The sequence below is a fragment of the Anaeromicropila populeti genome (assembly GCF_900112775.1).
Classification (GTDB): Bacteria; Bacillota; Clostridia; order Lachnospirales; family Lachnospiraceae; genus Anaeromicropila_A; species Anaeromicropila_A populeti.
Genome location: NZ_FOYZ01000009.1, coordinates 180,575 through 205,505 on the forward strand (window position 1 = coordinate 180,575; position 24,931 = coordinate 205,505).

Here is a 24,931-nt window from a genome sequence, read left to right on the forward strand (position 1 = left end):
ATTGTAATTCTAATTTTTTCTTCTTCCTCCAGTATTATATCGTACACCTCAAATCCATTAGGTGCATATCTAGCATAATAATCTTTTTCATATATTAATTCAATTAGTGTACCTTCCACTGTTATAATCCTTTTATTTATTATATCCATCATGTATGAAAATACTCCACCACAAAAAAAGGTTGTAACTGCTACAATGAGCATTATAATTCCCGTTACGAAAACTGCCTTATTAATCCCAGGTTTTAATACTCCATATAATCCGCTCCCCACCCAAGGTAAAATCACACAAGGCAGCAGAAGAGCTCTCTTTGTTTTTCTCACCATTTCTCCACGTGTCACAGCTATACCCCCAATCACTCTTCAGCATAAATATATGTGTGTTGTACTTTTTCAAGTTGATCAAAGTACTTATCAATTTCACTAATCTTATCTGTCAAATTCGCCTCTTTATTGGTTTCTCCAAACAGTGTTGTGTACATTTTACTAATTGCAACAGCTGATCCATTAGCTGCTGTATTATTCTCAAGACCTTTAAATAACTCCTTCATTTCATTAAGTGGTTTTACCGCCTTTATAAAATCATCAGGACTATTTTGTACAAATTTAACAAGTGCTGCCATACCTTTTCCTCCACCACGTGGAATTAACTTGTAGCTTAATGCTTTCACACTAGTTCCAGATCTTGTCACCCATTTATAAATTGCAGTACTCGTTTTCCCATAATTAGCTTTGCTAAATAATTTTGCTGTCAATTTAGAGTTGAAAGTAGGTGCTGCTTTACCAAATACCATTCAAACCCCTCGCCAAGCAATCCTCCTAGTTCGACTTTATTATATATTATTCGCACTAGGTGTTACAACTATATTATACCATTACAGAATTAAGTGATTATGTAAAGTGGTATAACAATAAACGTATTCATGGAGCCTTAGATTATATGACTCCAGTAGAATATCGTTTATCTAAAATGGCCGAATAAAAATTGTATAAAAAAGTGTTGACAATCCACATGTCTCGACATGGCTCGAGAGGACAGTATGAATGTCAAATGCCATTGACTGTTCATGGGAACCTGTCAACGGCATTTTTGAGTCATTTTAACTGATTAGCTGTTTGGGGAAACATATCCACAGTGGAAAAATGAGTTAATTAGAAAAATGTTCCATGGTTAAATGTGTATTATCCCCTCTTTTCATCTGCATAACTAAGCACTTCAATTGACAACAGTTCATGTGATTTTTCTAAAAATACACATCTTACTTTATCTGCCTTTGGTTCATTTATGTACATGGAATGTTCTATTGAAAATGTAATTGTTTCATTATTACTTTTATATAACTCATAGTAATCAAAATTCTCTGGTTTGCTCTTTTGATGATAATCTTTAAGGTAGTCTAATTTAATTAATCTGCCATCAATTGTAATAGTACGTCCTTTTATAATGTCATTTATATACCTTGGGTACTTCATATAAACAAAAAATATTACCATACAAATAACTATACAAAAACAAAATATCTTAAGTTTTATATCTAAGGTTTTATCAAATAAGGAAAAGCATCCAAAAAGTATACATGGTATTAATACAATAAACATTCCAAATATCGTTCGTGATGTCTTCTTAATCATCTCAGTTCTGTTCATATTGCACTGCACTCCTTTATCAATTAGATAATATATATTGTTCTTGAACTTCTTCTATTTGATAAAATAGCTATCAGATTGACTAATTTTGTTCTAAATAGTGCATTTGACATTATCTGTTAAAAGATACTTTGTAATGTCCCAACACCATCCTATTTTCTACAGCCCATGCACTTTTGTAAGAATTTATCTTTTACGCTTTTTCCCTTTATTCCTTTTCTTTGTATTTTCATGATCAGTCTTCATAGTTTTCTTCTTATTTGCATAGGAAAGTACCTCAACCGCCAATACTTCATGTGACTTTTCCAACAAAATACATCTCACTCTATCCGCTTTTGGTTCATTTCGATACATTTTATGATCGATTGTAATTCTAATTTTTTCTTCTTCCTCCAGTATTATATCGTACACCTCAAATCCATTTGGTGCATATCTACCATGATAATCTTTACGAAATATTAATTCAATTAGTGTACCTTCCACTGTTATGATCCTTTTATTTATTATATCCATCATGTATGAAAATACTCCACCACAAAAAAAGGTTGTAAGTAAAAAAACAAGCATTATAATCCCCGTTACAAAAGTCGCCTTATCGCCCCCAGAATCTAATGCCCAGTATAATCCAAACCCAACCAAAGGTAACATCACACAAGGCAGCAGAAGAGCTCTCTTTGTTATTTTCACCATTTCTCCACGTGTCACACAGGTGAAAACGTACGGCGTGGTCTTAGTTCTTTGTTTTTAGACATAGGGCATCATCCTTTCCTTATTAGTACTATCATATATGCCCTTAAAATTTCTGTCTAGTTAATTGTAGCCGATCCATTTTATCTGCATAACGAAGCACTTCAATGGACAATATCTTCCTGTCTCTTCTTCTACCTTTTTCGACTTTTCAACTGTTTTCGTTTTTCTATCGTTCTATTATTAGGAATGATCTTCTTACTTCTCTGATTAACATAGGTAATTACTTCAATATCCAATAATTCTTTTGATTTTTCTAGAAATAAACAACGCACCTTATCTGCCTTCGGTTCATTTATATACATTTTAGAACCTATACTAAAAACAATTTTATCACTTTTTTCCACATGCAATTCATACATTTCATATCCAATTGGTTCAAATCTATCTTCATAATCTTCCCTAAAAACTAATTGTTTTAGTGTTCCTTCTAGCGTAATAGTACGTTTTTTTATGATATCAAAAGTGTATGCAATAATTTTAAACAAAAAAAGCATACTTATTGTAACAATTAACAAAATTATTGAAGTAATAACAATTGCTTGATTATTAGGTTCAAAAAAGATAAAACTTCCACTTATTGTACCAAAAATGAGTACAAAAATAATTCTTAAAAACACTCTTGGCGTCCTTATTATCATTTCTCTTCTTGTCATATCTACCTCCTGGTATAACTAATCTAAAGAATAAATATATGTATTTTGTACCTTATCAAGTTGCTCAAAATAACCGTTGATCTCATTGATTTTAGCCTCCAAGTCAGATCCATTATCCGAATTCCCAAATAGCGCAGTATAGATTTTTGAAATAGCATTAGCTGAATTATTTGCTACAGTATTATTCTCTAAACCTATAAACAATTCTCTCATCTCTTTAAGTGGTTTGACAGCTTTTATGAAATCATCTGGACTATTCTGTGCAAATTTAACAAGCGCATCCATTCCCTTACCTCCACCACGAGGTATTAATTGATAGCTTAATGATTTCACACTTGTTCCCGCACGAGTAACCCATTTAAATATTGCACTACTTGTTTTCCCATTATTAGACTTACTAAACAGCATCGTTGTTAATTTGGAGTTAAATGTAGGTGCAACTTTACTGAATACCATTCCAAAACCTTCACCTAGCATTCCACCTAACCCGCCTCCTATAAAGCTAGAAATATAATCTGTAGGACTGTAATCGCTTAAACTCCCTTCATCCCATGGTAACAACGTACACATATGTTCCATAAATGTCTGTGATACACTACTTATTGCTCCTGCTCCTCCTCCAACAAGAATTTTTGTTGCAATAGATGCACCTTTATATATACCCCCAATCCCAGCACACAATGCACCACTAATGGCACCACTTAATGCCTTCTTAATATATTGCCATGTACTAGAAACATTTCCGCTCTTGTAATCATCTGCCACCTGACAAGCTAAAGCAACTGCAGCACCAATAATTGCACCCGCTGCTACTCCACCAGTCACAACACCTGCCGCTACTGCTACCACTGCCACTACAGCTACTACTGCAATACAAGCAAGGGCTTTTCCAATCGCACTGAGCCAGTCAAACTTGGTTACAGTTGGTCCATCCTTAAATGGTTCAAAGGTTACATAGTTCCATCCCATCATAATTCCATGTTCGCCAAGGGCATCAAAGCGATTTTCTAGTGACAAAACTGCTGTCCCACCAGCATGATACGCTTGCAAAGCTGTTTCACCAGTAACATTTGAACCACCACCTTCCCCAACAAAGGCTTTTCCTGTCCCAACTGGAAGTATTTGCGACATTACATATGCTATAGCCTCAGCTGTCTGTTGCAGCATTAAACTGACTGCGGAACCAATGCATACATTGGGTGCCTCCATTTTAATCGGTCCTGTTGCATAGATTGATAGATTCTTATAACTTTCAATTAATGTATGTAAATCGTCATTTAAGTCTATTTGCAAAGGCACATCCGTTTGGCTTGTCCCCGAAAATGTCATCTGTTCAGGAAACATATCCATTTTTTTATTATGCTCCGTTGTTAGGCTTCTTTTATTATAGTCTGACATCTGTGCACAGCTTTCTCCATTACTGCGGGGGCTGTTGGTTGCTTGTGCCAGCCGCTCATCGTAATTAGGAAAATATAAACTTACCTTTGTTCCCACTTGTGGCATACAATACATCATATTGCCTGTGGGAGGTGTCCATTTGTAAGGATACTTAGCAGTTTCCTCTGTATCAATATCTAATTGCAGATACACTGTTTCTCCCTCTGTTTTCTTTACTGTTGCTCCAATGGAAAGTCCAGAGAATACGTTATTATAATACTCCCTCATGCCAATTAGCTGATTATTTCCCAATGTATATACAAACCTTAATTCCCCTTTGGAAAACAGTACTTGCTTTTCACAAATAGTCATACTTTGCCGTAAAAAATTGGTTTTGTCCCCTATATTACAATTATTCTTGTCCGTCACAATGTATTTTAGAAAAGTGCCTTGCATATACCCTGAATTTTTACCACCTAATTCAAAATATTTCTTGTCCAGTTTTGCCTGATACGCATGCTCCTTAAAAGTTCGTGTTACATTTGTATTTGGCATACCAAACCAAAAATAAGGTTTACACATTGTAGTTTCTGGAATAACGGAACTTCGAAAGTGACTGGCTAATCTTTTTATAAACTCCCAGTCTGTTTCCTGATATTGAATCAATGGCTTTCCTATTTCTCTGTCAGCACCAATTGAACACAATACCAATGCCCCACTTGTTTCCTTGATAACCTTTCTCACCACATCAGCATAAGTCATAGAAACATTCTGGAAAGAACGACTTTTTTTCGGTCCATCTAAATTACAACTTGCTGTAATGGCTGTAATTTTGACTGCCAAGAAACCATTTTCCTCTTCCACATCTACATTCTGCACAATTCCATAAAAAATAGTATCCTCTCTCTTACTATCACTCTCATCAACCTGTTCTACTTTTATTTTAGAATTCAGCAATTCCTTTTCCATGTCATCATATGCTAATTCATCATCCACATACCCTTTCATATACATTTTTCCATGCCTATTATGCTTTATATTGATTTCCAACTCCACAATATTAACAATGGGAAGTTCACATGATACCTTAATATTGTGATATATCACCGACGCCATCGTTCCACCTCCAATTTACTTTTTCTCAACTGCAACTTCCTGCTCCACAATTTCCTGACCAGATGATAGTGGCTGAATAATCCCTCCAAATTGACATAGCAAATAGGAGTTCGTTGTCACAGCTGGATGCCCTTGTGGACTTTCACTTTCCTTATCAGATGGGTCCTTATCACCATTATCTACAATCCTAGTTTTATCATATGTACTCATCCATGTACCTAAAATAATTGGTGTACACTTAATTCCCTTCACATTACCTGCTGAACTAGCACTCTCAACCTTGTTTCCCTGTTCATCATAAGTTTCCGCTTGAAGCTGAACAATCTCTTTATTTTGGTTACTTGGACAAGAGCACACTCCAAAATAAGAGATATTGAATTCGGGTCCTGGAATACAATCTAACTCATGTACCATAGGTGATTTCGTTGTATAGACTGCATGACATTTTGGCAAATTAAGTTTTCGGCAATGACTTCCAAAGGAACATTTTAAATTTGCTCCACGAACAACATACTCATACTGCTCTAAACCATGCTCCTTCATATAATTTACTATTTCTTCTTCTGAAGCCGTTCCATCTTGATTCGTATCGGCTTTTTCTGATATCTTTTGCTGTTCCTCTGCTGCAATCTGCGCTTGTACAGATTCATCCAATGTTGTTCCATCTTCCAACTTTTGATTTCGCATGAGCGCAGCCTCTTGCTCCATTTTTTCTCCTAATGCTACTAAATCAACTTCATTACTCATAGTCCCCTCCATCACTGCTTAAATCTAATTCAGCAACTGATAATTCAATTCCTCTTACTCCTCTGCGTAATACACTTTCCATAAAATCAAGTCTTACTACAATATATAAGTTGCTCAAACTGCCTATTTTAAATATTGCATCCTCAGGTAATAATTCTTCTTTTAAAATTGCTTTTGCAACAACACTTCTGTCCAAATTGATCTCACTTTTATCAGAAAGACAATCATACTCCTTTAATATTGGAAGAAAATACTGTCCTACCAATCCATTTATGCTATCCAATAATATAATTTCTTTAAAAACTGTTTTTGGCTGATACATTAAAATTACATCATGCACCTTTTGGCTTACAAGAAAAAATGGTTTTGCTATAACATCTGGAAAAACTGTTTCTGCGTTGCTTTTAATAGGTAACACCAACCTATTGGGCAATCTGTTAGAATGCTCTATATTGATTGATTTTATATCGATTTTGTCAAACCAATTCATGATAACTGGTGCAGAAGTAAATAATCTATTTGTCCCAATCAAAAAATATCTACTCATCTGCATTCTCCTTATAGGAACATAGCGTAACTGCTTTATCCATGTATTCCCCAAACAAAACCTCAACTTCCTTTTCTCTTTTCATATCAAAATAATTATCCAGCATATCTCCCCTACGTATCATTTTTTCCATAAAATAAAAGAAAGCTGCTCCATTATAATTTACAGTATAATGTGTACGAAATTCATCTATCTCATAGTTATGTAATCGAATAAACTGGTTATTCGCTAGCTTTTCAAAATACTGCATATCCAGTTTCAAATACTCATATATTTTCTTCGGACACCAAAATTCAAAACATTCACTTTTATCCAGGTACATATCAGCTGAGTATGCCGCAATTAGAAATTCATAACTGCCTGTAATGATACTGGAACGCAATGGTGAAATAACAAGATAGCGCAGCGCACCTTTATTCCCACTTTGCTGTTCTTTTATTACTTTACCATACAATTTTTTCAGCATACAACAGAAATCAGCGTCCATCTCATTATCCGAAGTGTTGTTTTCATATAATACACTAATCTCTTCAACATTTGCACATAGTCTGTCACTTAACACCTTTTCACCAAACTGGTATATTTCCTTTCGTCTATCCATATTTAGTACCCTTTCTTCCTTTCAGGTTATTCCATATTTACCTGTGAGCCTTTCAGTAACACATTTTCCATCAGCTTTGTTGTTGTGTCTCCCTGCGTCAATGTAATAGCTTCTGGTGCAATAACCTGAACATCTCCAGCACTGCTTCCAATCTCTATTTTTTCTTCCGACTTAATTGAAATTTCCTTATTACTAATAATTCGAATTCCCTCTTCGTCAAGTATTTCAATAGACATCCCCTTATTATTTGTCATAATAAGAGAATTTGGTGTAAATAAAACCTCTTTCCCATATTTGTTCATAATTGATTTATTATCTGGATTAGAACGTGCTTCGCCTGAACCTGTACTGGTATGAGTGGAACTTATCACATAGGCCTCTGCCTCATCTTCCGATGGCATATACACTCTTACACTATCTCCTGGTTCAGGCATGCAGTACCATCCTGTCCCGTCTGGCGAAGAGTATACCGTTGAATACGGAAACCATCTTACTCCAGAATTACCGTTTTCATCATCGGTAATATTTACTTGAACAACATCTTTCTGTACTGAAGTAATATTTCCGTTTAATGATGCTCCCACCAGCCCATAGTTGTATGATTTTGGTACTTCCATGCCCTTTTTACTTTTTAGATAATAGATATGATATAATTCACTGCCCTCTAGCTCTGATTCAATTTTAACAATATACAAGCTTTTCCCATTTAATGTTATGTTATCACCCAAATTATGAATATCTCTATTTTTCACTATGTAATATACCGCATCGTTTTCTTGAATACCACTCAGACCTTTATCCCTTTTTCTAACATATTCCTTCATTTGTTTTTTTACTGAGAATGCCTTTGTAGTAATAGAATTTGAAGAATTATTTGGTACACCAAAATAAAAACGTACTCCTCTGGTCTGCATTTCTGGAACCAACACTGTATGAAAATGACTAGCCATTCTTTTTGCAAATTCCCAGTCACTTTCTTTATACTGTGCTACAAAAGATGAAATTGTACTGTTACCACCACAAATCATTTTAGCACTACCAGCTTCATAACTGCTTAAACAGGTATTCAAAATAGTTGAATAGGTAATCCCGTTATCCTGAAATGTTCTGGTATGCAAACCATGTTCCATTAAATAGGTACCTGATTGTAGTTCTACTGAAATACTGGTAACATCACCTTCAACAAATACATCTAAATCCGTTACAATTCCATAAAAAAGTATTTGTGTTCCTCCCGTTTCGGAATATGCTTTCACTGTTGCCCATACTTCATCCATTCCCATTTGCAAATATTTCTGAGTATCACTACTATCAATTAATCCCGAAAAATGTACAATTCCATGCTCATTTAATTCCTTTACTCCACTATATTCCGTTAAATCTATTAACTCAAATGGTTCAAAACTTAATTGACTCTCTCTCACAGCAAATTACCCCTTTCGCTCCGTTAAATCCTCTACTGACATCATCATCTGATGAAACGCTTCTTTCCATTCTGCATAGTCACCAAATACACAGTTAAAAATACCATGTAATGTCATTCCAGCAGCAGTGGTGATAAATAGCAGATTATAAAGCTGGTCATCCATCGCATAACTTTTAAAGTCAAACCATGATACGGTTGTATTTCCTATGTTCTCAACTGCTTCATCAAAAAACTGATAAGATGGATTCATATTTTTAAATATCGTTTTATACTGAGCCGTCATATTTTTTGTTTCATTTGGCTTTAGTGGTATATTTAATAAGTTGAAAGCCATATTAGTAGCCGTATCTAAACTTGTTTTTATTATCTCTGGTCTCTGTTCTGATGGATATTTAAATTTTGCTACACTAAGTGGCATATCAATAAATTGATCTGGACTATATATTTTTATTTTATCTCGAAATAAATGGATTGGTGAAAAATGAATTACCTCATCCTTTATGTACATACCAGTATAGATTGAATGATATTGTTCTTTTTTCTGCAATTTTTTCATCTCAATAATTTGTTCATCAATTTCCATTTTCTTTTCCCTTTCTTACGATGTAAATATAATAGTATCTTCTCCAAAGTATCAAATACCCGGTGTCGTTCGGTCTCAGTAGTATATCAGTATTATTTGATAAAAAAACCTTTCCCACAATCCAAGATTTCTGTAACAAAGTTCAAGATCAAGAATGAAAAGAAGGCTGACCTGTATTTCTGCCAGACAAGCAGTTGCAAGGGTCAGAAAAATACTTGAGTAAATTAAAAACTGAAAGACGTACTCAAACCTTTTGTAATAGCCAAGTGATGTTTATCTACTTCATGGTTAATAATTACCAATATTCTATCATTGTGTACCCCAAAATTCAAATCGTGTCTACAATTTATACCAGTAAATTTAAAAACATTTCTCAAAAATACTGACAATAGAATTTTCTTCTAGTCGCATCCTTAAATACAAACACCATACTGGACTGGTACAGATAAAGAGATTGTATTTTTAGTCTAAAAAGAAGCTGCCGCTTCACGATTTTTCAATCGTTAAAGCGACAGCCCCTTCCTTTTTTATGCTAAATTGGAATAGCCCATTAAATGCTTATCCACAGCCTTAGCAGCTTCACGTCCTTCACGGATTGCCCATACTACTAGTGACTGCCCTCTATGCATATCACCTGCTACGAAAACCTTATCTGCGTTTGTAGCATATGCAGATGGCTCTGTTTTTACATTTGTTCTGCCATCCAGTTCGATATCAAATGCATTGGCAATGTATTCTTCTGTTCCTAAAAATCCTGCTGCAATCAGTACTAAATCTGCGTCCAGCTCATACTCACTTCCAGGAACTTCAGCCATCATCATTCTTCCAGTTTCTTCATCCTTTTTGCTTTCCAGCTTCACACATTTCACCTTGCATAAATTACCATTTTCATCTGCAATAAATTCTTTTACCGTAGTCTGATAAATTCTAGGATCTTCTCCAAATGTAGCAATTGCTTCTTCCTGGCCATAATCTGTTTTGCAGACTCTAGGCCACTCTGGCCATGGGTTGCTCTCTGCTCTTTCCTCTGGAAGTTTTGGCATCATCTCCAGCTGTACGACTGATTTTGCCCCAAAGCGGATGGATGTTCCTACACAGTCATTTCCTGTATCACCGCCGCCAATTACAATTACATTTTTATCCTTTGCGGTAATAAAAGCATTATCCTGAAAATTAGAATCCAGCAAGCTTTTGGTAGCTGCCTTCAAGAAGTCAACCGCAAAATAGATTCCATTTGCTTCTCTTCCAGGTGCTTTGATATCTCTTGGATTAGAAGCTCCACAGCATAAAATAACCCGATCAAATTCTTCCAGTAGTTTAGATGCCTGCACAGTGTTTCCAACATCTGCATTTGTAACGAAAGTTACGCCTTCTTCCTTCATAATGGTAACCTTACGGTCAATTACATGCTTTTCAAGTTTCATATTTGGAATTCCATACATCAGAAGTCCACCAATTCTGTCACTTCTCTCAAATACAGTAACCAAATGTCCACGTTTATTTAACTGATCCGCAGCAGCAAGGCCAGAAGGTCCCGACCCAACTACAGCAATTTTCTTACCAGTTCTTACCTTTGGTGGATTCGCCACAATTGTTCCCTGGCTGTATCCATTTTCAATAATGCTCATCTCATTTTCCTTAATGGAAACAGGACTGCCATTTAATCCACAAGTACAGGCTGCCTCACAAGGTGCTGGGCACACTCTTGAGGTAAACTCTGGAAAGTTATTTGTTTTCAATAAACGATTTAAAGCTTGATCTAAACTATCTGTATATAATAAGTCATTCCATTCAGGAATTAAATTATTTAAAGGACAGCCAGATGTCATTCCGCCAATCATCATACCTGACTGACAGAATGGAACACCACATTCCATACATCTTGCTGCTTGTTTTTTACGTTCTTCCTTTGCTAAAGGAATATGAAATTCATTAAAGTTTTTAATACGAACCTCTGGCTTAACTGCCACACTGTTCTTTCGATCATATTCCATATATCCAGTTGGCTTTCCCATATTCTCCCTACCTTTCTTCTACTTTCTCACATTAGAGTAGAATGCTTCAATCTGTGCCTGCTCACTGCTTAATCCTTTTTCTTCCATCTGAACGATTGTCTGAAGCATACGTCTATAGTCATAAGGAATGATTTTCTTAAACTTAGGCAGATACTCCATGAAGTTCTCTAAAATGTGCTTACCTTTTTGAGAATTCGTAGATTTTACGTGCTCTTCTATCATTTCCTTTAATTCAATTACATCATATTTTTCAGTGACTGCCTCTGAAGAAACAAGTTCTTTGTTCAGCTTCAGATATAAATTGCTTTCCTCATCTAAAACATATGCAATACCGCCGCTCATACCTGCTGCAAAGTTTTTACCAGTTGTTCCAAGAATGACAACACGTCCACCTGTCATATATTCACAGCCGTGGTCTCCAACACCTTCGACAACTGCGGTAGCGCCAGAATTACGTACACAAAAACGTTCTCCAGCTATACCATTAATAAATACCTTACCACTGGTAGCACCATACAATGCAACATTTCCTACTATAATGTTTTCCTCTGGTTTAAAAGTAGAAGTTGCCGGAGGATATACCACAATTTTACCGCCAGATAAGCCTTTTCCTAAATAGTCGTTACTGTCACCACATAATTCCAAAGTCAGTCCCTTTGGTATAAATGCACCAAAACTCTGACCTCCTGCACCATTACATTTAATAGTAAATGTATCTTCTTCCAGACTAGTATCGAATCTTCTTGTAATCTCAGAACCAAAAATTGTACCAAGAGAACGGTCGATATTCGTAACATTAACTTCTATTGTTTTCTTTTGACCATTTGACAAATTACTCTTAAATTTCTTTAAAAATACTGTTTCATCTATTGTCTTCTCTAATTCAAAATCATATATCTGGTTTGGATCAAATTTATTTTCTGCATTATCTTTACCAAACGTATTATCCAAAATTGCGGAGAAATCGATTTTCTGCGCTCTTTCATTGTCTACCTGACGTGGCTTTAATAAATCAGAACGGCCTACTAACTCGCTTACTGTTCTTACTCCAAGTTTAGCCATATATTCACGTAGTTCCTCTGCAACAAAACGCATAAAGTTTTCTACATATTCTGGTTTTCCTTTAAATCTCTTACGAAGCTCTGGATTCTGAGTTGCAACACCTACTGGGCAAGTATCCAAGTTACATACCTTCATCATAACACATCCTAATGTAACCAATGGTGCTGTTGCAAATCCATATTCTTCTGCTCCTAACATTGCTGCAATGGCAACATCACGTCCACTCATTAATTTACCATCTGTTTCAATCACAACTTTGGAACGAAGACCATTCATCATAAGTGTCTGATGCGTTTCTGCCAAACCAAGTTCCCAAGGAAGTCCTGCATTGTGAATGGAACTTCTTGGAGCTGCTCCTGTTCCTCCATCGAATCCTGAAATTAAAATAACTCCTGCACCGGCTTTTGCAACACCTGCTGCAATGGTACCAACACCTGCTTCTGAAACTAGTTTTACAGAAATTCTGGCATTTTTGTTGGAATTCTTTAAATCATAAATTAATTGTGCCAAGTCTTCAATAGAATAAATATCATGGTGTGGTGGTGGTGATATCAGACCTACACCTGGGGTTGAATGTCTTGTTTTTGCAACCCATGGATATACTTTTGCTCCAGGTAAGTGGCCGCCTTCACCAGGCTTTGCTCCCTGTGCCATCTTAATCTGAATTTCATCTGCACTTACCAGATATCTGGAAGTAACACCGAAACGTCCTGATGCAACCTGCTTAATTGAGGAACATCTATTTAATGTATCATTCTTTGTTTCTAAACGATCTATGCTTTCTCCACCTTCACCACTGTTGGATTTACCACCCAGACGGTTCATGGCAATTGCCAGACACTCATGTGCCTCTTGTGAAATAGAACCATAGGACATTGCACCTGTCTTAAAGCGTTTTACAATAGATTCTACACTTTCCACTTCATCAATGGAAATACCCTGCTCTGGGAAATTAAAATCCATTAAGCCTCTTAAATTGATTTTTGCTTCTTCATTATCAATACATGCTGTGTATTGTTTGAAAATATTATAATCACCTGTACGAGTAGCCTTCTGTAATAAGTGGATGGTCTCTGGATTATATAAATGTTCCTCTTCTCCACTTCTTGACTTATGAGAGCCAATGCTGTCCAGTGTCAGATCTACATTTAATCCTAGTGGATCAAATGCCTTTGTATGCAGCTCATCTACCTGCTTTTCAATATCTTTGATACCAATACCGCCAATACGGCTTACAGTACCTGTAAAATATTTTCCAATTACATCATTACCCAGCCCAATTGCTTCAAAAATCTTAGAGCCCTGATAAGACTGAATTGTGGAAATACCCATCTTAGAACCAATTTTAATAATTCCCTTTAATACTGCCTTATTGTAGTCGTCCACTGCTGCATAGTAATCTTTATCCAACATATTCTTCTCAATTAATTCCTTAATTGTTTCTTGTGCCAGATAAGGATTTACTGCACAAGCGCCAAAGCCTAACAGAGTTGCAAAATGATGAACCTCTCTTGGTTCTGCACTTTCCAAAATCATCGCAACGCTTGTTCTCTTCTTGGTACGTACCAAGTGCTGCTGCATTGCGGAAACTGCCAGTAAGGAAGGAATTGCAACATGATTTTCATCTACTCCACGGTCAGATAAAATCAGAATATTAGCACCATCCTTATAAGCACGATCTGCCTCTACGAATAAGCGGTCAATTGCTTTTTCCATAGAAGTATTTTTATAAAAAGTAATCGGTAAAACTTCTACCTTAAATCCTTCTACCTTCATGGACTTAATTTTTAATAAATCTGTATTGGTAAGAATTGGATTGTTGATTCTTAACACATTGCAGTTTTCTGGTTTTTCTTCTAGCAGATTTCCATCTTCTCCAATGTATACTGCTGTAGAAGTAACAATTTCCTCGCGGATTGCATCAATTGGAGGATTAGTAACCTGTGCAAACAGCTGTCTGAAATAGCTGAACAATGGCTGTGGCTTATCTGAAAGAACTGGCAGCGCACTATCTGCTCCCATGGCTGCAATTGGTTCTGCACCTGTCTGAGCCATTGGTAAAATAGAGGTTTTATATTCCTCATAGGTATATCCAAATGCCTTTTGGATTCTTGCTCTTTCTTCATCTTTGTATTCCTGTACTTTTGCATTTGGAATCTTTAAATCCTTCAGACGAATCAAATTACCGTCTAACCATTCACCATAAGGCTGACGGGAAGCATATTCGCTCTTTAGATCATCATCATCAATAATAGTACCTTTAATGGTATCTACTAATAACATTTTACCAGGTCTTAAACGTTCTTTTTTTACAACCATTGCAGGATCAATGTCTAACACTCCTACTTCAGAGGATAAAATTAACTGATCATCCTTTGTAATATAATATCTGGATGGACGTAAACCATTACGGTCAAGAATAGCTCCCATAATATCACCATCTGAAAACAGAATGGATGCAGGGCCATCCCATGGCTCCATCATTGTTTCATAATATTGATAAAAATCTCTCTTTTCCTGAGACATGTATTTATTATTAGCCCAAGGCTCTGGAATGGTAATCATGACAGCAAGGGGAAGCTCCATTCCACTCATTACAAGAAATTCTAACGTATTATCCAGCATTGCTGAGTCAGAACCTTCTGTATTAATAACAGGAAGCACTTTATATAATTCATCCTTTAAGTGACAAGATTCCATTGTCTCTTCACGTGCAAGCATTTTATCTGCATTACCACGGATTGTATTAATTTCTCCATTATGAACAATAAATCTGTTTGGATGTGCTCTCTGCCAGCTTGGTTGTGTATTGGTACTAAAACGGGAATGTACAATTGCAATTGCAGATTCATATCGTTCACTCTGCAAATCCTGGAAGAAGGAGCGAAGCTGCCCAACCAGGAACATTCCTTTATATACAATCGTTCTGCTTGATAAAGATACCACATAGGTATTGTCATTGCTTTGCTCAAAAATTCGTCTTGCTATAAAAAGCTTTCGGTCAAAATCCAATCCTTTTTTGGTATGCTCTGGTCTCTTAATAAAACATTGTAAAATACATGGCATACATTCAAGTGCCGTACTTCCTAATATTTCAGGATAGGTTGGAACCTCTCTCCAGCCCAAAAACTCTAATCCTTCTTTTTCTACAATAATTTCAAACATTTTTTTTGCTTGATTTTTTCTTAATTCATCTTGTGGAAAGAAAAACATTCCAATACCGTAGTCTCTTTCCTCTCCAAGTGTAATTCCTAAAGACTTGGCTTCTTTTGAAAAGAACTTATGTGAGATTTGTAATAAAATACCTACACCATCTCCTGTCTTCCCTTCTGCATCCTTACCTGCACGATGTTCCAGATTCTCTACAATCTTTAATGCACCCTCTACGGTAGCATGGGTTTTCTTTCCCTTAATATTTACAACTGCTCCAATACCGCAGTTATCATGTTCAAATCTAGGATCATATAGTCCAACTTTTGTGCGTTTGCATTCTTCTAACGATTCCCTGCTCATTGAAATCCTCCTTTATATTGCTATCCATTTTGCCTGTTTCTTTACTAATATTTACATTTTATGAGAAAAAATAAAAGCGCCCATAATTCAATTCTTGATTTATGGAACGCCTTTGTTCACTGAACATGATTATAAAACATTTTTCTAAGAAAAGCAAGTTTTTTTACAAAAAAATTTATTTATTTAAGTTCTTGCGACAATTACCTAAGTTAATTAAGTTTCACCTTGTTTTGCACCTTCTATTTGAACTTTACCTTGCAATTAATAAGACAATGTATATAATAATGATAGAAACTGCTTTAAGAGGAGAACAAAATGGAACGCTATCAGGAAATTGAACGTAGTATTATTAAACGTTTCCGCAAGGAAATCTGGCGGAAATTTGTATCAGGCATTAACGAATACGATATGATTCAAGAGGGTGATAAAATAGCAGTATGTATTTCTGGGGGGAAGGATTCTATGCTACTTGCAAAATGTATGCAGGAAATCCAGCGCCATGGTATTATGAAATTTGACTTAGAGTTTATTGTAATGGACCCTGCTTACCACCCTGCTAACCGTCAGAAGATTATAGACAATGCTCGTCTTCTGAATATTCCCATTACTATTTTTAATACTGAGATTTTTAATATTGTATCAGAAATTGAAGATTCTCCCTGCTATCTTTGTGCCAGAATGAGGCGTGGCTATTTATATAAGAATGCACAGGCTCTTGGCTGTAATAAAATTGCTCTTGGCCATCATTTTGATGATGTCATTGAAACAACCTTGATGAGCATGCTTTACAGCGGTCAGTTTAAGACCATGATGCCAAAGCTCCATAGTACTAATTTTGAAGGAATGGAACTTATCCGTCCACTTTATCTTGTAAAGGAATTTGATATTATTTCATGGTGCAGATATAATAAATTGGAATTTTTACAGTGCGCGTGCCGGTTTACAGAACAAAATGCGGCTGAAAATTCTGAATCCACTTCCAAACGTAAGGAAATGAAAGAACTGATTAACCAGTTCCGGAAAGTCAGTCCTGTCATCGACAAAAATATTTTTCAAAGTGCACATCATGTAAATCTAAATACGGTAATTGGTTTTGAGCAGAACGGAGAAACTCATAATTTTTTAGATGAGTATCCCAACATGAAGTAATTTTTTATTAGAATGCACCTTATCCCTAACATACAGGAATAAGGTGCATTCTTTAATTAAAATTATATGCTGTTACAATTGGTTCACGATCCCATGCCTTGTCGTTGTAAAATTCATAAAAACATAATCCAAGAAAGCTTCCTGTTATATTGTATACATTACGATAACCTATATTTTGTAGAGCCATTACGGCATTATAACTTCTCTGCCCTGTTCTGCAATGCAAATATACTGGCTTGTCCTTTGGTATTTCTTCTATCCGTTCCCTGAATTCACTTAATGGGATGGATATAGCACCCTTTATATGGCCAGCCTCATATTCATATTTTTCTCTCACGTCAACAATCATCGCCTGATTTTCTACCAGTTCTCTCACCTTATCTACATTAATCTGCTGAAATGCTCCCGCTAACAGATTTGTTCCCACATATCCACCATAGTTTACTACGTCCTTTGCGGTGGAAAATGGCGGTGCATAGCACAATTCTAAATCCTTCAGATCTTCTACTGTTGCTCCAAACTTTATTGCAGTTGCAATGACATCAATTCGTTTTGCTGCATCACCTTTTCCAATTGCCTGGGCGCCCAAAACCTTACCTGTTGGTATCTCATACAGCAGTTTAAAATGCAGTGGTGCGGCATCTGGCATTAATCCTACTTTATCCATAAGAATGACACGAACAATGCCGTAGTTGATTTTGAGAGAAAGTGCCTTGATTAGTGCTTCATTCAGACCAGTCGATGCTCCATTATAATCAAATACCTTAATTGCAGAAGAACCAATGTAACCTTTATTTTCTGTAGCTCTGCCATGAATGTGATCCGCAGCAGCCCTTGCCGCCTTTTGTGCGGGTCCTGCCAATGATAATTTTGTTGGTGTGTGTGTCAATGCATGGTACACTTCAACAGCATCTCCCACTGCATAGATATTTTCGTCATTTGTCTGATAGTTTTTATTTACCTGAATTGCCTTTGTTTCTCCAAGGTTCAAATCTGCTTCTTTTGCAAGCTTTGTTTCTGGCGTTATTCCGATTGCCATAACAACAGTATGTGCCTCTACTACTTTTCCTGACGCCAGCATCACCTGATTGGTATCGAATTGTTCCACCTTATCGCCAACAATTAAGTCAATTCCATGATCGTAAAGTTCTTTGTGAAAGATTTGCACCATATCGTAATCAAATGGTCTTAGAATCTGTTCCGCTGCCTCTATCAGTGTAACCTCATATCCTGCTTCTCTTAAATTCTCTGCTGCTTCCACTCCAATATAGCCGCCGCCAATGACTGCTACTTTTTTTGAGCTGGATTCCTTTATAAATGAATTTAATCGGTCAATGTCCACCACGTTGCGAATGGAAAAAACATTTACTTTTTCAATTCCTGGTATATTCGGTACCAAAGGTGCTGCCCCTGGTGCCAGAACCAGCTTGTCATAAGTTTCTTCATATATAGCATCTTTTTCCAGATTCTTTACGGTTACTGTCTTATTCTCTCTGTGAATTGCCAAAACCTCTTGATTCACTCTTGCCTCGATATTATACTGTTTCATAAAAAGTTCTGGATTCATTAACACCAGACTTTGTGGATTCTTTATGATACCGCTGAGATGATAAGGAAGTGCACAATTGGAAAATGACACATGGGGTCCTCTCTCAAACATAATAATCTGATTCTCTTCACTATTTCTTCTAAGTCTTGCCGCTGCGGAAGCACCTCCGGCAACACCTCCAACAATTATAATTTTCTGTTTCATCCTCTTTTCTCTCTCCTTTGTAATATACTCTCAATTACTTTCTGTTCTTTCCCGAATAGGATCCCATACCGCCAGCTACATTGATTACGTCATATCCCTGTTTTTCTAATATACTGCATGCATGTCTGCTTCTGCCGCCAGACTGGCACATAATGTAGTAGGTCTTATCCTTTGTTAAAAATTTATCTTTTTTCTCCAGAATTTCACCCATTGGTATATTTTTTGCTCCTTTTATACTTGCCGCCGCATATTCATACGGTTCTCGAATATCAATAAGTTCAATTGTTCCAAGGAGGTTATCTATCTCATTTACGTGGACTTCTTTCTTGCTATCTTTTTTTAAAAACTGAAACATCTCAATCCCTCCTTACTTTGTATACTTTTTATTATAGCTAATTTTGCCAATATTTCTGTAACTATGTCACAATAGGGTACCTATCATTTTATATAGTTTATATATGGAATTTTTGCCAAGATACATTATTCTATACCTTTTTGTTGCAGGGAGAATATTCCATTGGTAAGTTTAAAAAAATAGGATTACAACCTTTTACGTGGTTGTAATCCTATTTATAAATATAAACTATTTTTGTATACCAATATTTTTCCCTTTCTTCTGGATGTTAAAATATCCTACTTAAAAATTCTCTCATCAATTCTCCTAACATAACTATAAGTATAAACTTCAAAATGTTTAGACCAGAACCTTAATGCTGTTGGATTAATGGTTTCAAAATCGACACTTAAATAATCTATATGCTCTTTTCTAAGACACTCTGTAACAAAGTTTAATAAATCTTCTGCCAAACCAGTTCCTCTGTAATTTTTATCAAGAAACATACCACAGGTATTTTTTACATGTACATCTTCTGTGATGAAGGTTTCTCCTGAATCATCAACTTCTATATATCCAATTATTTTATTACCATCTTTTGCAGCAAAAAAACGACTGTTTCGTTGTTGACAAAGTTCAACAAAATCACTTTCTGTTAATGCAAAATGTGGAAAATAAACTGGACTATCACTAAGATGCTTTTGTAAACCATTCTTTAAATCTAAAAGCTGTATAATTTCACTCTTTCCTAATTCTTCAAATAAATAAGCTGTATTCTTAATCTCACATTTTACTTCTCTGATATCCTTTATGGCATCCCCGCATCGAATACCGAATCCGCTTAAAACCAATGCCTTGGTGATCTCCTCATCATGAGCATATTTACATATTGCATAGCTTGACATTTTTTCTTTTGTCATAAGCTCAGATAAATTTTGAAATAGTAAAGCAGCTACTTTTCCATTTTCAATTGCAGCCATTCCATATTGTGACTCAAAAATGCCAGCAAGCAAATCTTCTAAATAATTTTTACAATCCAGATTACTTAATGAACAGCTTACAGCCGCCTCTAAACAATATTCATTAACAGCAAGTTCTAAACACGCACCCAAATATTTTTTTTCTACTTTTACAAAATCCATAATTATCCTTTCACAAACTCAATTAATAGTTATCTCTCAATTCACTTCGATCTACTTTTCCATTTTGGTTCAATGGAAAGCTGTCGAATACGACAAATTTGGTTGGCACAATATGAATTGGTCAGCACCTATAACTTTGTTGATATCATATTCTATTTCGTCCAATTCCTTCCTAATCCAATTAACTTAATCTGTCCATCTATACTACCAATGTACTCAATTTTTTCATCCTTATGCCTTTTGGGACGGCAGTAGGATTGGTATTGGAAATATTTTTCATTCTTGATCTGTACTTGGCAAATGCTTGGAAAAAATCAGTTCCATAGCCCGTTGCCAGACTCCATCGTCCGCCCTGTTCTACCCGATCTAGCGTATTGTGCAGATAGCGGTAGTTAATGCTTCCCACCTGTTTCATTGCAGTACTGGCAGCATCCACAGCATTCTCCAATGCATTTCCTGCCTTCTTTAAGCTTTCCAGCAGGTTCTCACCTATTTGGGCAACCCTTTGTATCTCATACAGCTTTTCTGTGCGTTTTACAAACAGAAGAATTTCATCGGATTTTCCTAGTGCCCCCACAAGCGGAATCAGACCAATGCCGTCTAATGCCGTTTCCCCGAAGTGCTCCCAGGTAGTTTCCCAGGTTATGATATCATGTGTTAAGTCTCGCAGGTCTTGATACACATCAACTCCAGTAAAGGTAAGTCCTACCTCTCCCACTGTGCCGATGACCGTACCTTTCTCCTTATACTTTCCAAGAATAATCTGCTCCAGTCCATCTGAAAAATACGATTTCCATGCAGCCCATTTGGAAGGAAACTTAAAATAAGCTACTGCTTCTTTCTTTTTTACATATGTTATTTCAGTACTTGTACTTAAAACCTGTGAATCAGAATACACGACCTGACAGCCTGTCATTTTCTCAAACAATCTGCAACGGAACAACTCACTTTTATCCTGTACGCAGTATTGTACAATTCCTCTGTCAATAAAATGTATGACTTCCAGTTCCTACGCTTGGGGAAAATCCGTTTATAGTCCGCCTATTGGTGCAAATAAAACGCAGGATTATAACCTTTCCCTGTTATAATCCTACAGTTCCATGCATGATTAAGCTGTTACCTTATAGCTGATATCGTTCTTTGGTCATTGATAATTATAAAACCAATAATTTCTTTCAATTCTCTTTTAAGCGTAATCCCTATTATTAGATTAAATTATTAAACTTAAGATTTCTAAATAAAGGGTTAAAGCTAGATTCATATTTTGTATCATGCATCCAATCAATAAGGGGTTCATTATTCGGAACCCCGAGATCATCTAATGTTAAACTTGACCAAGGTTGTATCGCTTGCATAATCAAATTTACCTCATTCGATAAACACCTAAATGAAATTTGGTAAACATAGCTAGTTCTTGGGCAATTTAAAAAAATAAATTTTCTACTATCCTCACTGTTCTCAACATAATACACTCTATTTACTCCCATTTTATCAATAGATTTAATTACATGTTCTATTTTTTTATCCTCTATTTTAATGTTTAAAGCCTTTCCTAAACTTTGTGCAGCATCTTTAATATATTCTGATAGTATTAAGACTGAAAACAAATGCATATCAGCATATTTGTCTAACAATTTCATATAATTCATTTTTACACTTTCCTTCCATCAGTTATTGTAAAAAAAATTAATATTAATGTTTTTATATACTTCTTCAAATTGTTCTATAACTCGCAGACAACTTGGACATGGTGGTAACTCCGTGAATAGATTTATAGTACCATTAGCATTAATATTTCCCCAGTCTATTATACCTTCTGTATTTTTTACAGCCCCCAAGTCCTTTGCCAATTCTTCCATTGTTCTCGCTTCTGTATCCACGCATCTATTCCAAGATATATTATGGATTAGTTCATTAACTATGTCTCCATTAACATCCACATACTCTGTTACAAAAAACCTTTCTGGAGCAGTTTTGGCTGTAACATCACCTAACACTGGTGCAAAACCATCTATATTCTTATTTTTGCTACACCCCTTTATACTATATTCCGTACCATCTATCAATGCTTCTGTAAATGAAACATTCCCTCCTAAATTATTTACCCCTCTATTCGCTTCCCGAATGCCACTAACAATATCAGCATAATAGTCTCTGACTATTTTCCATTCTTCAGAACCTTCTGTCAGTACCTCACCACTTTGTAGGATTTCCCTTGCTCTCTTAGAAGAGTGTTCCGCATATTCCACTGCCTCATCAATCTTCTTTTTTGCAACTTCCGTTATCTCATCTACACTCTTCGTCACATTTCCACTGGCATCCGTACATTCCTCAATCGTTTCCCGATATGCCTTTTGAACGGCAGTTGGATGGGTATAGAAAGGCTGTCCAGTCTGGAACTGTACGTGGCAAATGCTTGGGAAAAATCAGTTCCATAGTCCGCTTAAGTGCTTTGGTTCAAATACAGTATAGGATTATAACTTTTACCCTGCTATAATCCTATATTTCAATAAAATATTAAATTGTTACTTTATAACTGATATCGTTCTTTTATCATTGACAATCGTTCTTCTACAAAGTCTTTATCCTCTCAAAATCTTCATTTCCACTGTCATCTTTTTTGTATTTCACATTATTTTTCCACTAAAATATAAATAAATAAACAAAAAGCCCTATTCATTTTCGTCACCTTACTATACAAATTCACTTGATTAATTCATTGAAAGTTAGGCTTCTAAGTAAAGGATTTATTTTAGGATCATAATTAGTATCATGATTCCAATCTATATGTTCAATATCGAGTGGCCAACCATATTCTTCACACGTAAGTGTGTTCCAAGGTTCAAATGCTTCAATAACCTTCTTTGCTTCATCGCTCGTACACTGAACAATAATTGTGAACAAATCACTTGTACTTTGACAATCAACAAAAATAAATCTTTTTTCATTTTTACAATCACATATAAAATATATTTTGTTTTTACCTTTTCTATCATTACAATTTAAGGTATTTCGTATATTTATTATATCATACCGAATACTCATGGTGTCAGCAATACTAATAAAAGTATTTTCAATATATTCTGGCAATAATAATATAGAATATAAATTCATATTTTTATCCTTACGAAGCAACCTATTATAATCCATAATATCCTCCTTTTTAATCATTCCATAACACATTGATATTAATGTTTTTATATATTTCTTTAAATTGTTCTATAACACCTAAGCAGCTTGGGCAAGGCTTAAGTTCTGTATATAAATTTATAATACCTTTTACATTTATGTTTCCCCAATCTATAGCACCGTCAATGCCTTTAGTGGCACCCAATTTTAGTGCTAACTCTTCAAATGTTCTAGCCTCAGTATCAATACATCTATTCCAGTTAGTACCTTTAATGTATTCCGCATATACATTTCCTTGGCTATCCACATACTCTGTTACAAAAAACCTTTCAGGGACTGTTTTTGCATTAACATCACCCAAAACAGGAGCAAACCCTTCAATATTTTTTGGCTTGCTACACCCCTTTATACTATATTCCGTACCATCTATCAATGCTTCTGTAAATGAAACATTCCCTCCTAAATTATTTACCCCTCTATTCGCTTCCCGAATGCCACTAACAATATCAGCATAATAGTCTCTGACTATTTTCCATTCTTCAGAACCTTCTGTCAGTACCTCACCACTTTGTAGGATTTCCCTTTCTCTCTTAGAAGAGTGTTCCGCATATTCCACTACCTCATCAATCTTCTTTTTTGCAACTTCCGTTATCTCGTCTACACTCTTCGTCACATTTCCACTGGCATCCGTACATTCCTCAATAGTTTCCCGATATGCCTTTTGGACGGCAGTTGGATGGGTATTAGAAAGACTGTCCAGTCTGGAACTGTACGTGGCAAAGGCTTGGGAAAAATCAGTTCCATAGTCCGTTGCTAAACTCCATCGTCCGCCCTGTTTTACCCGATCTAGCGTATTGAGCAGATAGCGATAGTTAGTGCTTCCCACCTGTTTCATTGCCGTACTGGCAGCATCCACAGCGTTCTCCAATGCATTTCCTGCTTTTTTTAAGCTTTCCAGCAGGTTCTCACCTATTTTGGCAACCCTTCGTATCTCATACAACTTTTCTGTACGTTTTACAAACAGAAGAATTTCATCAGATTTTCCTAGTGCCCCCACAAGCGGAATCAGACCAATGCCGTCTAATGCCGTTTCCCCGAAGTGCTCCCAGGTAGTTTCCCAGGTTATAATATCATGTGTTAAGTCACGAAGGTCTTGATACACATCTACTCCAGTAAAGGCTAGTCCTACCTCTCCCACTGTGCCGATGACCGTACCTTTCTCCGTAAACTTCCCAAGAATAATCTGCTCCAGTCCATCTGAAAAATAAGATTTCCATGCAGCCCACTTGGAAGGAAGCTTAAAATAGGCTACTGCCTCTTTCTTCTTCACATACTCTATTTCAGGACTTGTACTTAAAACCTGTGATTCAGAATACACGACCTGACAG

At 35.9% G+C, this 24,931-nt stretch carries 22 protein-coding genes and 1 pseudogene; 2 read left to right on the plus strand and 21 right to left on the minus strand.

Features of this window, described 5'->3' with window-relative positions; translation table 11 throughout:
- Both BM305_RS19175 and BM305_RS12520 read right to left on the minus strand, forming a co-directional pair.
- The coding region (locus BM305_RS19175) for a hypothetical protein (protein ID WP_177214718.1) at positions 1-323 on the minus strand (323 nt) is incomplete at its 3' end.
- Positions 324-355: 32 nt separating this feature from the next.
- On the minus strand, positions 356-793 hold the full coding sequence (locus tag BM305_RS12520; protein WP_092561329.1) for a hypothetical protein: 438 nt from the start codon (positions 791-793) through the stop codon (positions 356-358).
- 86 nt (positions 794-879) lie between these two features.
- On the opposite strand from BM305_RS12520, the pseudogene BM305_RS12525 reads away from it, so the two are divergent.
- Positions 880-981, plus strand: a pseudogene (locus BM305_RS12525) (IS3 family transposase); the annotation flags it as partial.
- A gap of 200 nt (positions 982-1,181) precedes the next feature.
- Here BM305_RS12525 and BM305_RS12530 read toward each other — a convergent pair.
- The 11 genes from BM305_RS12530 to gltB all read right to left on the minus strand — a co-directional run bounded on the left by BM305_RS12530 (position 1,182) and on the right by gltB (position 16,036).
- A complete protein-coding gene (locus tag BM305_RS12530) occupies positions 1,182-1,646 on the minus strand; it encodes a hypothetical protein (RefSeq protein ID WP_092561333.1) in 465 nt (154 codons plus the stop codon).
- Between the two features lie 186 nt (positions 1,647-1,832).
- A complete protein-coding gene (locus tag BM305_RS12535) occupies positions 1,833-2,294 on the minus strand; it encodes a hypothetical protein (protein WP_207649487.1) in 462 nt (153 codons plus the stop codon).
- A gap of 233 nt (positions 2,295-2,527) precedes the next feature.
- On the minus strand, positions 2,528-3,049 hold the full coding sequence (locus BM305_RS12540; RefSeq protein WP_092561337.1) for a hypothetical protein: 522 nt from the start codon (positions 3,047-3,049) through the stop codon (positions 2,528-2,530).
- 18 nt (positions 3,050-3,067) lie between these two features.
- A complete protein-coding gene (locus BM305_RS12545; protein ID WP_092561339.1) occupies positions 3,068-5,542 on the minus strand; it encodes a hypothetical protein in 2,475 nt (824 codons plus the stop codon).
- Positions 5,543-5,557: 15 nt separating this feature from the next.
- A complete protein-coding gene (locus tag BM305_RS12550) occupies positions 5,558-6,289 on the minus strand; it encodes a DUF4280 domain-containing protein (protein ID WP_242940535.1) in 732 nt (243 codons plus the stop codon).
- Positions 6,282-6,836 (minus strand): hypothetical protein, encoded by a 555-nt coding sequence (locus BM305_RS12555; protein ID WP_092561341.1) that lies wholly within the window; start codon positions 6,834-6,836, stop codon positions 6,282-6,284. Before BM305_RS12555 ends, BM305_RS12550 begins: the two co-directional genes overlap by 8 nt.
- On the minus strand, positions 6,829-7,437 hold the full coding sequence (locus tag BM305_RS12560; RefSeq protein WP_092561343.1) for a hypothetical protein: 609 nt from the start codon (positions 7,435-7,437) through the stop codon (positions 6,829-6,831). The genes BM305_RS12555 and BM305_RS12560 overlap by 8 nt, the downstream gene beginning before the upstream one ends.
- 26 nt (positions 7,438-7,463) lie before the next feature.
- The gene (locus BM305_RS12565) at positions 7,464-8,861 is read right to left on the minus strand and encodes a phage baseplate assembly protein V (protein WP_092561345.1); all 1,398 of its coding nucleotides are present in this window, start codon (positions 8,859-8,861) and stop codon (positions 7,464-7,466) included.
- A 6-nt stretch (positions 8,862-8,867) separates the two neighbouring features.
- Positions 8,868-9,446, minus strand: coding sequence for a hypothetical protein (locus tag BM305_RS12570; protein ID WP_092561347.1), 579 nt, complete (start codon positions 9,444-9,446; stop codon positions 8,868-8,870).
- A gap of 527 nt (positions 9,447-9,973) precedes the next feature.
- Positions 9,974-11,461 (minus strand): glutamate synthase subunit beta, encoded by a 1,488-nt coding sequence (locus BM305_RS12575; RefSeq protein ID WP_092561349.1) that lies wholly within the window; start codon positions 11,459-11,461, stop codon positions 9,974-9,976.
- A gap of 18 nt (positions 11,462-11,479) precedes the next feature.
- Positions 11,480-16,036, minus strand: a complete 4,557-nt coding sequence (gene gltB / locus BM305_RS12580) for a glutamate synthase large subunit (protein WP_092561351.1) — start codon at positions 16,034-16,036, stop codon at positions 11,480-11,482.
- Positions 16,037-16,351: 315 nt separating this feature from the next.
- On the opposite strand from gltB, the gene BM305_RS12585 reads away from it, so the two are divergent.
- Positions 16,352-17,185 (plus strand): tRNA 2-thiocytidine biosynthesis TtcA family protein, encoded by an 834-nt coding sequence (locus tag BM305_RS12585; protein WP_092561353.1) that lies wholly within the window; start codon positions 16,352-16,354, stop codon positions 17,183-17,185.
- Positions 17,186-17,237: 52 nt separating this feature from the next.
- Here the strand turns inward: BM305_RS12585 and BM305_RS12590 are convergent, their stop codons facing one another.
- The 8 genes from BM305_RS12590 to BM305_RS12625 form a co-directional block, all read right to left on the minus strand.
- Complete coding sequence (locus tag BM305_RS12590) at positions 17,238-18,938, minus strand: FAD-dependent oxidoreductase (RefSeq protein ID WP_092561355.1); 1,701 nt, start codon at positions 18,936-18,938, stop codon at positions 17,238-17,240.
- 34 nt (positions 18,939-18,972) lie between these two features.
- Positions 18,973-19,293: a rhodanese-like domain-containing protein gene (locus BM305_RS12595; protein ID WP_092561357.1), complete on the minus strand. Its 321-nt coding sequence runs from the start codon at positions 19,291-19,293 to the stop codon at positions 18,973-18,975.
- Positions 19,294-19,571: 278 nt separating this feature from the next.
- On the minus strand, positions 19,572-20,414 hold the full coding sequence (locus BM305_RS12600) for a GNAT family N-acetyltransferase (protein ID WP_092561358.1): 843 nt from the start codon (positions 20,412-20,414) through the stop codon (positions 19,572-19,574).
- Positions 20,415-20,613: 199 nt separating this feature from the next.
- Positions 20,614-21,330 carry a hypothetical protein gene (locus BM305_RS12605; RefSeq protein WP_207649488.1) on the minus strand — a complete coding sequence of 239 codons (717 nt, stop codon included), beginning with the start codon at positions 21,328-21,330 and terminating at the stop codon, positions 20,614-20,616.
- Between the two features lie 289 nt (positions 21,331-21,619).
- Complete coding sequence (locus BM305_RS12610) at positions 21,620-22,063, minus strand: hypothetical protein (RefSeq protein WP_092561362.1); 444 nt, start codon at positions 22,061-22,063, stop codon at positions 21,620-21,622.
- An 18-nt stretch (positions 22,064-22,081) separates the two neighbouring features.
- On the minus strand, positions 22,082-22,720 hold the full coding sequence (locus BM305_RS12615) for a deaminase domain-containing protein (RefSeq protein ID WP_177214720.1): 639 nt from the start codon (positions 22,718-22,720) through the stop codon (positions 22,082-22,084).
- A gap of 397 nt (positions 22,721-23,117) precedes the next feature.
- Positions 23,118-23,564: a hypothetical protein gene (locus BM305_RS12620; protein ID WP_092561366.1), complete on the minus strand. Its 447-nt coding sequence runs from the start codon at positions 23,562-23,564 to the stop codon at positions 23,118-23,120.
- 13 nt (positions 23,565-23,577) lie between these two features.
- Positions 23,578-24,931 (minus strand): deaminase domain-containing protein (locus BM305_RS12625; protein WP_272481962.1); only part of this gene is annotated, 1,354 nt, incomplete at its 5' end.